This is a genomic window from Pseudacidovorax sp., assembly GCF_017991995.1.
Classification (GTDB): Bacteria; Pseudomonadota; Gammaproteobacteria; order Burkholderiales; family Burkholderiaceae_C; genus Xenophilus.
Window position 1 is genome coordinate 67416 of record NZ_JAGOPN010000021.1, and the last position, 10831, is coordinate 78246.

12 protein-coding genes are annotated in these 10831 nt (G+C 71.4%); 6 read left to right on the forward strand and 6 right to left on the reverse strand.

All coding sequences use genetic code 11. The annotated features are described in order from the left end of the window. Positions 1 to 2: 2 nt before the first annotated feature. From aroQ to KBC94_RS24105, 6 genes are read right to left on the reverse strand one after another with little or no spacing between them, the layout of a single operon-like run. A complete protein-coding gene (gene aroQ, locus KBC94_RS24080; RefSeq protein WP_294376294.1) occupies positions 3 to 452 on the reverse strand; it encodes a type II 3-dehydroquinate dehydratase in 450 nt (149 codons plus the stop codon). A gap of 19 nt (positions 453 to 471) precedes the next feature. Continuing rightward, a complete protein-coding gene (gene aroE / locus KBC94_RS24085; protein ID WP_294376298.1) occupies positions 472 to 1293 on the reverse strand; it encodes a shikimate dehydrogenase in 822 nt (273 codons plus the stop codon). Beyond that, a complete protein-coding gene (locus KBC94_RS24090) occupies positions 1293 to 2546 on the reverse strand; it encodes a CoA transferase (RefSeq protein ID WP_294376299.1) in 1254 nt (417 codons plus the stop codon). Before KBC94_RS24090 ends, aroE begins: the two co-directional genes overlap by 1 nt. Further along, complete coding sequence (locus KBC94_RS24095) at positions 2543 to 3022, reverse strand: MaoC family dehydratase (protein WP_294376304.1); 480 nt, start codon at positions 3020 to 3022, stop codon at positions 2543 to 2545. Before KBC94_RS24095 ends, KBC94_RS24090 begins: the two co-directional genes overlap by 4 nt. A 27-nt stretch (positions 3023 to 3049) precedes the next feature. Then, positions 3050 to 3457: a VOC family protein gene (locus tag KBC94_RS24100; RefSeq protein WP_294376307.1), complete on the reverse strand. Its 408-nt coding sequence runs from the start codon at positions 3455 to 3457 to the stop codon at positions 3050 to 3052. A gap of 36 nt (positions 3458 to 3493) precedes the next feature. After that, positions 3494 to 4423, reverse strand: coding sequence for a ketopantoate reductase family protein (locus tag KBC94_RS24105; RefSeq protein WP_294376309.1), 930 nt, complete (start codon positions 4421 to 4423; stop codon positions 3494 to 3496). A 102-nt stretch (positions 4424 to 4525) separates the two neighbouring features. Between KBC94_RS24105 and KBC94_RS24110 the strand changes: the two genes are divergently transcribed. From KBC94_RS24110 to KBC94_RS24135, 6 genes are all read left to right on the forward strand, one after another. Next, positions 4526 to 5434 carry a LysR family transcriptional regulator gene (locus KBC94_RS24110; RefSeq protein WP_294376316.1) on the forward strand — a complete coding sequence of 303 codons (909 nt, stop codon included), beginning with the start codon at positions 4526 to 4528 and terminating at the stop codon, positions 5432 to 5434. Positions 5435 to 5531: 97 nt separating this feature from the next. Continuing rightward, a complete protein-coding gene (locus tag KBC94_RS24115) occupies positions 5532 to 5846 on the forward strand; it encodes a carboxymuconolactone decarboxylase family protein (protein WP_294376318.1) in 315 nt (104 codons plus the stop codon). Positions 5847 to 5937: 91 nt separating this feature from the next. Then, complete coding sequence (locus KBC94_RS24120) at positions 5938 to 6468, forward strand: sigma-70 family RNA polymerase sigma factor (protein WP_294376320.1); 531 nt, start codon at positions 5938 to 5940, stop codon at positions 6466 to 6468. Beyond that, positions 6465 to 7475: a FecR family protein gene (locus tag KBC94_RS24125; RefSeq protein WP_294376323.1), complete on the forward strand. Its 1011-nt coding sequence runs from the start codon at positions 6465 to 6467 to the stop codon at positions 7473 to 7475. Before KBC94_RS24120 ends, KBC94_RS24125 begins: the two co-directional genes overlap by 4 nt. Before the next feature lie 124 nt (positions 7476 to 7599). After that, positions 7600 to 10074, forward strand: a complete 2475-nt coding sequence (locus KBC94_RS24130) for a TonB-dependent siderophore receptor (protein ID WP_294376326.1) — start codon at positions 7600 to 7602, stop codon at positions 10072 to 10074. 104 nt (positions 10075 to 10178) lie between these two features. Then, complete coding sequence (locus KBC94_RS24135; protein WP_114804836.1) at positions 10179 to 10829, forward strand: nickel uptake transporter family protein; 651 nt, start codon at positions 10179 to 10181, stop codon at positions 10827 to 10829. Positions 10830 to 10831 lie beyond the last annotated feature (2 nt).

The following is a 10831-nucleotide window of genomic DNA, read 5'->3' on the forward strand; positions in this document are numbered from 1 at the left end:
CGTCAGGCGGCGGCCCGCGCCCGCGCGTGCGTGACGGCCGTGCGCAGCGCCAGCCGGTAGCTGTCCACCCCGAAGCCCGCGATCTGCCCCTGCACGATGTCCGCGAAGACGGAATGGTGCCGGAAGGCCTCGCGCGCATGGATGTTGGACATGTGCAGCTCCACGATGGGGCAGGTCAGGATGGCCAGCGCGTCGCGGATGCCGTAGCTGTAGTGCGTCCAGGCACCGGCGTTGAGCATCACGCCGTCCGCGCCGTCGAAGTAGGCCTGGTGGATGCGCTCGACCATCGCGCCTTCGTAGTTGGTCTGGAAGGACTCGACCGCCACCCCCAGTTCGCCCGCCAGCATCTGCAGTTCGCCGTCGATCTGCGCCAGCGTCGTCGTGCCGTACTGCTTGGGATCGCGCTTGCCGAACATGTTGTGGTTGATGCCATGCAGCATGAGGAATTTCATCGCCGTGTCTCCTGCGCGCTCACGTCAGCGGCACGGTCAGCTTGGCGATGACGGCCGCCGTGTCGGGCCGCACGCCGCGCCACCAGTCGAAGGCCTCGGCGGCCTGCTCGACCAGCATGCCCACGCCATCGGCCAGCCGCTTGACGCCCGTCTGCTGCGCCATGCGCAGGAAGGGCGTCAGGCCCTTGCCGTAGGCGAGTTCGTAGGCCAGGCCGTCGGCGGTGAACACCGTGGCCGGCACGGGCGGCAACTCGCCGCGCAGGCTGGCCGAGGTGGCGTTGAAAACGAGGTCGAAGCGGTGGCCGTCCAGGTCCTGGTAGCCGCAACCGCGCACCGGGCCGTGGCTGCGCAATTCGGCGGCGAGGGCGGTGGCCTTCTCGACCGTGCGGTTCGCGATCACCAGCTCGGCCGGGTCCTGCTCCAGGAAGGGCAGCAGCGCGCCGCGCGTGGCGCCGCCCGCGCCCAGGATGAGCACGCGCTTCCCGCGCATGGCGCAGCCCAGGTTCTCCACGACGTCGCGCGTCAGCCCCACGCCGTCGAAGTTCTCGGCCAGCACGCGCTCGCCCTCGAACTTCAGCGCGTTGACCGCGCCCGCCAGGCTGGCGCGCGGCGAACGCTCGGTGGCGAAGGCGAACGCGTCGAGCTTGAGGGGCGCCGTGACGTTCATGCCGTGGCCACCGGCGGCGCGGAAGGCCTGGGCATCCTCGGCGAACTGGCCGAGGCGGCCTTCGATGGCCGTGTAGACCAGGTCCTGGCCCGTGGCCGCGGCGAACATGCCGTGGATCAGCGGCGACTTGGTATGGCCGATGGGGTTGCCGATGACGGCGTATTGATCACTCATCACTTCATCTCCTTGGTGTAGAGCACGCCGTCGGCCTGCATCTGGGCGATCTCGTCGGTGCTGTAGCCGAGTGCCGCGGCGATCTCCGCGTTGTGCTGACCCAGGTCGGGCGCGACCTGGCGAATGGTGGTGTCGCAGTCCGAGAACTTGAAGGGCAGGTTGGGCAGACGGATCTTGCCGAGCACCGGATGCTCCTGCTCCACCACCATGCCGCGGGCCTGGATCTGCGGATCGGCCAGCACCTCGTCGATGCGCTGCACCTTGGCACAGGGCACGTCGATGCCGTCCAGCAGCGCCAGCACGTCGGCCACCCGGCGCGAGGCCACCCAGGGCTTGACCACGGCCAGGATCTCCAGCCGGTTCGCGTTGCGGCCGGTCGAGGTATGGAAGCGGGCATCGGCACCGAAGCCGGTCGGGCCGCCGTGGGCCTCCACCAGCGCCGCGAAACGCTTCCAGGCATCGTCCACCTGCGCGGCGATCACCAGGTCGCCATCGGCCGCGCGGAACACGCCGTAGAGCGTGGAGGTGGGCATGTCGTGCCCGGTCTGCTCCGGCAGCACCTTGCCGCCCGACAGGGTGTAGCACTGCACCGCGTATTCATGCATGGAGACCAGCGTGTCGTACAGCGCCATGTCGATGTGCTGGCCACGGCCCGTGTGGGTGCGGCCCAGCAGCGCGGCGTTGATGGCCGCCACCGCGTGGATGCCGGTGTACATGTCGCCCAGCGAGATGCGCAGCAGCGGCGGCGGCTCGCCCGGCGTGCCCACCATCTGCATGATGCCGCTCTTGGCCTCGGCGATCAGGCCGAAGCCGGCGCGGTGCGCGTCGGGGCCGGTGTGGCCGTAGGCCGAGATGGAGCAATACACCAGGCCCGGGTTGCGCGCGCTCAGCTCGGCATAGCCCAGGCCCAGCTTGTCGAGCGCGCCGGGGCGGTAGTTCTCGATGAACACGTCGGCGCTGTCCACCAGCTTGTGCATCAGCGCCTTGCCGCGCGGGTCCTTGGTATTGACGGACAGGCCCTGCTTGCCCATGTTGAGCTGCAGGAAGTAGCCGGAGTAGGCATCGTCCTCACCCACGAACCAGGCATGGTGGCGGCCGGCGTCGCCGCTGCCGGGACGCTCCACCTTGATGACCTCGGCGCCCAGGCCCGCCAGGCAGCGGCCCACGTAGGGGCCGGCCAGGAAGTGCGAGTAGTCGATGACGCGAATGCCGGCCAGCGGCAGCGGCTGCGTGTTCTCGGGAGCCACGCTCATGCCGGCCTCCGCGGAATCATCAGGCGGTGCTCGCCCTTCTGCACGACCTCGCCGTGCTGGTTGACGAGCTCAGAGGGCTGGATGACGATGCCCCAGCCGGGCCGGCTCTTCGATGCGCGCAGGCCGGTGACGGTGAAGCGCACGTGCAGCCGGTCGTTGATCTTGATGGGCAGCAGGAAGTCCCAGGTCCAGCCCAGCGACATGCCGGGCAGGAAGCGGTATTCGCTGCGCGTCTTCAGGCCGTCGGCGACGGAAAGACCGAACAGCCCGTGCGCCACGCGGGTGCCGAAGGGCGTGGTCTTGGCATAGTCCTCGTCGATGTGCACCGGCGTGTAGTCGCCGGTCAGCTCGGCATAGGCGTTGATGCGCGCCTCGGTCACCTCGTACTCGGGGCTGGTGCAGGTGTCGCCTTCGCGGGCGTCGTCCCAGTATTTCTCGGGCGTCGAGAAGTGCTGCGGGGGTGGGGTCAGTTTCATGGGGATTCGTCTCCGGAATCGAAAAGATCAGCCGCGCGGCTTCACGGCCAGGGCCTGGGCAACGCTGCCGGGCGCCGCCTGGATCAGCTCGACCGCCAGGCCGTCGGGCAGCTGCAGCCAGTTGCGGCCCTGCGGCAGCGGCTTCACGTTCCAGGGTTCGGCGGCGGCCAGCGCGGCTTCCAGGTCGTCGACCATCACGCCCAGATGGGCCAGCCAGCCGGCGTCGTTGCTGGGCGGGGCTTCGAAGCCGGGCGTGGCCATCAGCTGCATCCCGCCGAGCGTCCAGTACTGGCGCGGGTCGTCGGTGGGGCCGTCGATCTCGCGCACGTCCATGCCCAGCACCTCGTAGAAGAAGCGGATGTGCCAGTGGATGTCGCGCACGCGGATGGCGACGTGCTCGACATAGGCGGTGGTGGACGGGGTGAAGGGGGGCATGTCGTGTCTCCGTGGAATGAGGGCGGCCGGGCAGGGTCAGCGGCAGTGGCGGGCATGCTCGATGCCCTTGATGCAGGCCACCAGCGTGGCATTGACCGGCGTGGGCACACCGCAGCGCTGGCCCCAGCGGACCACGGCACCGTTGATGAAGTCGATCTCGGTGATGGAGCCCTTCTCCAGGCTCTGCAGCATCGAGGTCTTGAAGTCCGGGGGCAGGCCGGCGGCGGCCTTGGTCCAGGCGGCCCTGGGGTCGGTGTACGACAGCGCCACCGCGCTGGCGCGGGCCACGTCCATGGCCTCCTGCACCGCAGCCAGGGCGGTCGCCTCGATCTCGGGGATGGCGTAGAGCGGGCCGTAGCCCAGGCCGGTGATGCCGCTCACGGCGCCGGTGGCGACGTTGATGAGCAGCTTGTCCCAGATCGTCCCCATGATCGTGGTGCTGACCGTGGTGCGCAGGCCGGCGGCATCGAAGGTGTCGGCGATGCGGCGCACGCGCGGGCTGTCGCTGCCGTCCAGTTCGCCGATCAGCGTTTCCTTGCCCGCCACGCCGGCCTGCACATGGCCGGGCGCCAGCATGACGCCGCCCACGTAGGTCTTGCCGGCGATCACGCGCTCGCGGCCCACGGCCTCGGCCAGGATGTCCTCGTGGCCCAGGCCGTTCTGCAGCGACAGCACCAGCGTCTGCGGCCCGACGAGCGGCGTCGCGGCGGCGATGGCGGCCTGCGTGTGGAAGGACTTGACCAGCACGATCACCAGGTCGACCGGGCCGAGTGCGCGGCAGTCCGTCTCGGCCTGCACGGCGACGCGGCGTTCGCCCTCCGGCCCGCGCAGCCGCAAGCCGTGGGTGCGAATGGCATCGACATGGGCCGCGTTGCGGTTGATGAGCACCACGTCGTTGCCGGCCGTGGCCAGCGTGCCGCCGATGGCGCAGCCGAGTGCGCCGGCGCCGAGAACTGCGATCTTCAAAAGGAAGTCTCCTGTAGCTGGCCGGCATTCTTCGGCGCGACTTCCATTCAGTAAATCGCATGGGCCAAATACACTCCATGTCGTTTTCACATGGAGGTGCCGATGAGCGAGCTTCAACTGCTGGACGGCCGGCAGCTGCAGTTGATCGACCTGCTCTACGCCACCGGCAGCGTCACCCGGGCGGCCGACCAGCTGGGGCAGAGCCAGCCCACCGTGAGCCTGTGGCTGGCGCGCCTGCGCGAGCAGCTGGGGGATCCGCTCTTCGTGCGCACGGCCCAGGGCATGCTGCCCACGCCCCGCACCGAGGCGCTGATCGGCCCCGTGCGCAGCGTGCTGGCCGGCCTGCGCAGCATTGCCGAGGTGCCCGCGGCCTTCGACCCGGCCACCATGCAGCGGCGCTTTCGCATCTTCATGACCGACGCCAGCCACATCACGCTGCTGCCGCGGCTGTTCTCGCATGTGCGGGCGCTGGCGCCGGGCATCGCGCTGGAGGCCGCGGCCATCCACGGGGGCATGGCGGCCGAGCTGGAGTCGGGCGCCGCGGACCTGGCGCTGGGCTTCATCCCGGCGCTGGATGCGGGCTTCTACCAGCAGACGCTCTACGACCAGGACTGGGTCTGCCTGGTCCATCCCGACCACCCCCGGATCCGCCCGGCCGCTTTCGGGCTCGAGGACTACCGCCGCGAGGCGCACGCCGGCATCGTGCAGGGCACCGGCGCCGCGCTGCTCGACGCCACGGTGCGGCGACTGCAGATCGAGCGGCGCGTGGTGCTGAGCATCCCGGGCTTCCTGGGGCTGCCGGCCATCCTTTCGACCACCGACCTGATCGCCACCCTGCCGCGGCACATCGGCGAGACGCTCGCGGTCCTGGGTGGCCTGCGTGTCCTGCCCTGCCCGGTGCCCATCCCTGCCTTCCCGGTGCGGCAGCACTGGCATGCGCGCTTCCACCAGGACGCGGGCAACCGCTGGCTGCGGGGCGTGTGCGCGGAACTGTTCCTGAAGGCGGGGTAGGGCGCGTCTGCGTCTGCGCGGCATCAGGCGCGCGCCGGCATCGGCGCCGGACAATCGCACCGCCTCGCTCCGGGGCGACACCGGCAAGGAGCCGACCATGAGTGTTTCGACAGCCTTCGCCCTGTTCATGAAGGAAGCGCCGGCCCATGCCGCGGCCTGGTCGGAAGCCGCCCAGGCGCTGGGTGCCGCCAGCAGCCTCGACGCCAAGACACAGGCACTGAGCTACCTCGCGGTGCTGGCCGCCACCGGCAACACGGCGGGCGTGCCCTTCCATGCGCAGGCCGCCCGCGACCTGGGTGCCACGCGGCAGGAAGTGGCCAGCGCCGTGCTGGTCGGGCTGCCGGCCGCGGGCGCCACCGTCATTGCATCGCTGCCGGCGGCCCTGGCGGCGTACGACGCGCCGTCCCCCTGATCCCCGCGGCGGAGCGTGCCCTTCCTCGTCCCTCCAAATAAAAACAATTATCATTTGAGAGGTGTAGAACGACGAGGGTGCGAGGGACACGATGTCCACGGCTTCCATGGCGGCGGTGTCCGCCCAACCGGCGCAGGACATCGGCCTGCTCTACCGCGACCATCACCTCTGGCTGCGCAGCTGGCTGCTGCGCCGGCTGGGCTGTTCGGAGCACGCGGCCGACGTGGCGCACGACACCTTCATGCGCCTGCTGGGCGCGCGCGCCGCGCTGCCGCTGCTGCGTGAACCCCGCGCCTACCTGCGCACGACGGCCCAGCGGCTGCTGGTGGACCGGGCGCGGCACGACGCCATCGAACGTGCCTGGCTGGCCGAGATGCAGGCACTCGCCGACCAGGACCAGGCCTATCCCTCGCCGGAGGAGGCGCTCGACGCCCTGCGCACCCTGCAGACGCTGGCCCGGGTGCTCGACGCGGTGGCGCCGCGGGCACGCGCGGCCTTTCTGCTGCACCACCTGGACGGCCTGACGCACGAGGCGGTGGCCGCGCAGTTGGGCGTGTCCGACCGCATGGTGCGCAAGTACCTGGCCCAGGTGCTCGTGCAGGTGGCCGTCGAAGCCGCATGAGGGCCCGGCCCGCCGACGGCAGCGCGCAGGAGCAGGCCGCCGACTGGCTGGTGGCGCTGACGGCCACCGACCCGCACGAGCGCGAGCGGGCCCGCATTGCCTTCGAGGCCTGGAAGGCCGCCGATCCCCGGCACGCTGCGGCGGCCGCGCCCATGGAGCGCCTGCTGGGCGGCATGCAGTCGCTGCGTCACGGCCATGCGGCCGGCGCGCGGGCGGCGCTGCGTGCCGGCGAGGCGGCGGCCGGCCGCGGCCCACGCCGGCGCCGCGCGCTGGCCGCCGGCGTCATGGGCGTGCTCCTGGCCGCGCTGGTGGCAGCGCCGCTGTGGCGCAGCGAGTGGCCCCAAAGCCTTGCGGCCGACCTGCGCACGGCGCCCGGCGAATGGCGCACGCAGCGCCTGCCCGACGGCAGCCAGCTCACCCTGGCCGGCGGCAGTGCCGTCGACCTGCACTTCGACCGCGGCCGTCGCGAGGTGCGGCTGCTGCGGGGCGATGTGCTGGTCGACGTGGCCCCCGACGCCTCACGGCCCTTCGAGGTCCGCACCCGCGACGGCGAGATCCGCGCCCTGGGCACCCGTTTCGTGGTGCGCCGCGAGGCGGAGGCGACCCGGCTGGCCATGATCGAGTCGGTCACCGCCGTGCGGCCCGGCCAGGCGTTTGCCCGGCCGCTGGAAGAGGCGGTCCGTGTCCATGCGGGCGAACAGGTGCGCATCCGGCCTGACGCCGTCGAGCGGCTGCCCGGCATCGAGCCGGCCGCGCTGGCGCGCGCGTGGTCGCGACACGAATGGGCCGTGGTGGACATGCCGCTGACGCAGGTCCTGGAGGAACTCGGCCGCCACCGGGTCGGGCGGCTGGGCTACGACGCGCCGGCGCTGTCGGCGCTGCGCGTCAGTGCGGTACTGCCGCTGGACGACACCGACCGCGCGCTCGCGCTGCTGCAGGCGAGCTTCCCGCAACTGAAGGTGCGCCGCGTGACGGCGTGGTGGGTGCAGGTGGGCACGGCCGACTGAGGTCCCGGCTCCGGCCCCGCCCGGGTACCGGGGCATTTTTTTGGCGAAGGCGGTTCCGGATGTGCGGGCCGGGCCGTCAAGGGAAGTGAACACCGCTTCTTTACGCCCAGACCTCCCGCCCATCATGACCGTCGCGCATCCCGCCGCCCTTCGCCCCACCGCCGTGGCCGCCGCCCTGGCCCTGGCCTGCCTCGTGGGGCTGCCCGCCGCTGCCTGGGCGCAGCCCGCCCCGTCCACCGCGGTGGCGCCGTTCGACATCCCGGCCGGCCCGCTCGACCAGGCACTGGTGCGATTCGCGCAGCAGGCCGGCGTCGGCCTGTCGGTGGATGCGTCCCGCGTGGCGGGCCTGCGCAGCGATGGGCTGCGCGGCCGCCACGGCGTGGAGCAAGGCTTTGCCCTGCTGCTGCGCGGCACCGGCCTGCGAGCCCTGCCCGCCGCGGGCGGCTATGTGCTGGCGCCTGCCGCACCGCCTGCCGGCCAGGCCGGCCCAGCCGCGACCGGCGCGGGGCCCACGCTGGCCACGATCACGGTCAGCGCCGAGGCGGACGGCAGCGCCACCACTGAAGGCACCGGCGCGTACACCGCGCGCAGCACCAGCCTGGCCACCCGCCTGCCGCTCGCGCCGCGCGAGACCCCGCAGTCCATCAGCGTCATCACCCGCCAGCGTCTGGACGACCAGGGCCTCACACAGCTCACCGATGTGGTCCAGCAGACGCCGGGCCTCACGCTCGCGCAGGCCGGCAATGCCGGCAGTGACAGCTCGCCCATCTATGCGCGCGGCTTCCAGGTCGACAACTACCTGGTGGACGGCGTGCGGCTGGTGGACTCCAACTACACCGACATCTTCCAGACCTTCGACACCGCCCTGGTCGACCGCGTGGAGGTGCTGCGCGGCGCCAGCGGACTGCTCAACGGCATCGGCTCGCCGGGCGCGGCCATCAACCTGGTGCGCAAGCGGCCCACCGCCACTTTCCAGGCCAGCGTGCGCGGCGAGCTGGGGTCGTGGTCCCACCGCCGCGGCGAGCTCGACGTCTCGGGCCCGCTCAATGCGGCCGGCACGCTGCGCGGGCGCCTGGTCGCCGCCAAGCAGGACAACGCGTCGTACATCGACCGGCTGCACGAGAAGAAGGACGTGTTCTATGGCGTGCTCGAGGCCGATGTCGGGCCCGACACCGTGCTCCACGCCGGTCTGTCGTGGCAGCGCTTCGATGCGACCGGGCACGCCCGCGGCGGCCTGCCGGCCTACTTCAGCGACGGCAGCCGCGCCGTGTGGGACGTGTCGGCCTCGGCCGCCCCCGAATGGGCGTCGTCGCACCGCGAATACAGCAGCCTCTTCGGCGGGGTGGAGCACCACTTCTCGGCGGACTGGTCGCTCAAGGCCACCGTGTCGCGCAGCTTCAACGCCTACGACGAGGTGATCGGCTACGCGTCCAACGGCTATCCGGACCGGCTGACCGGCGCGGGCGTGGGCCTGTGGGCCGGGCGCTGGGCCGCCACGCCGCGGCAGGACGCCGCCGACGTGCAGGTCAACGGTCGCTTCAACCTGCTGGGGCGCCAGCACGATCTGGTGTTCGGCGCGACGGCCGTGCGGACCGCCTACTTCGCGCCGGCCTACACCAACTGGCGGCATGCCGGCTGGGACCCGTCGATCCCCAACATCTACCTGTGGAACGGTCTCTCGCCACTGGAACCCTACAACCCGCAGGTGGGCACCGACGACTCGGACGAGCGTCTCAACAGCGCCTACGGCACGGTGCGTTTCAAGCCACTGGATGGCGTGGCCGTGTTGCTCGGCGCCCGCGTGACCGACTGGCGGCGCCAGCAACGCAGCCAGAGCTGGACCAGCGCCAGCCTCACCACCGCCGACCGTCGCGAGCGCGGCGTGGTCACGCCCTATGCCGCCATCACCTGGGACTTCGCCCGTGACTGGACGGCCTACGCCAGCTACACCGACATCTTCAAGCCGCAGGATTACAAGACGCCGACGGGCGACCAGATCGATCCGCAGACCGGCGTCAGCCGTGAGTTCGGCATCAAGGGCAGCGTGCTCGACGACCGCCTGAACCTGAGCGCGGCCGTCTACGAGAGCAAGCAGGACAACCTGGCCGTCTCCATCCCGGACACCTTCGCGCCCGACGGCTCGCAGGCCTACCGGGCCGTGTCGGGCACGCGCACGCGCGGCTTCGAGCTGGAAGCCAGCGGCGAGCTGCGCCCGGGCTGGCAGCTGTCGGCCGGCTTCTCGCGCAACATGACGCGCGACCGCGATGGCCAGCGCCTGCTGACCAACGTGGCGCAGAACAACTTCAAGCTCGCCACCAGCTGGCGCATGGCCGGCGTGGGCAACGGTCTGACCGTGGGCGGCGCGGTGCGCTGGCAGAGCGGGATCTACGCCGACAACCTCGGGCCCGCGCGCAACCAGCGCTTCGAACAGCCCGCCTATGCGGTGGTGGACCTGATGCTGAAGTACCCCTTCACGCCGCAGCTCAGCGCCACGCTCAACGTGTTCAACGCATTCGACAAGCGCTACTACAACACCACGGGCAACAGCTACTGGGGCGCGCCGCGGCAGCTGCGGCTGGGCGTGGAAGCCCGCTTCTGATCGGCCGCGGTCCGCCGCGCGCCCGTGTCTTCCAACGTATCTCGTGCTGCCGTCAACGACGCGCAGCGTCCTCCCTTCCTTTCCATTTCCACGGAGAACCATCGATGGCCCACCGCGCCTTCTTCGCCCTTGCCCTGGCTGCCACCGCGATCGGCAGCGCCCAGGCCCACCAGCTCTGGATCGAGCGCGCCGCGCCCGGCACGGCCCGTGTCTACGTCGGCGATGTCGATGGCGAGCGCGACCGCGGCGACGAGGTCGCCAAGCTGGGCGCCAGCACTCGACTCTTCGCGGCCGATGCCGCCGCACCGTTGCCGCTCGCGGTCCGCGAGGACCATTTGCTGGCGGCCTCCGTGCCCGCGGATGCGGACCTGCGCCTGATCAACGACCAGGTCTGGAAGCCCTGGCGCGGCAAGGACGGCGTGCTCAAGGCGGCTGTCTTCAATGCCCGTGAGGGCCGGCGCGACACGCGCGCCGTGCTCGACTACGAGTTCGTCCCCGAACAGGCCGGGGCCAGCCGTTTCCGCCTGGTCTTCAAGGGCCAGCCGGCGGGCAGCCGCGCGGTGACCGTGGTCGATCCCGCGGGCTGGAGCCGGCGCTTGCAGACCGACGCCGATGGCTGGCTCACCGTGCCGGACCGCGGCGTCGGCCGTTATGTGCTGATCGCCGCCCACACCGACCGCCATCCCCAGGACGTGGCCGGCACCCGCGTGGAAGCCGTCGACTACACCGCCACCCTGAGCTATGTGGCGCGCTGAGG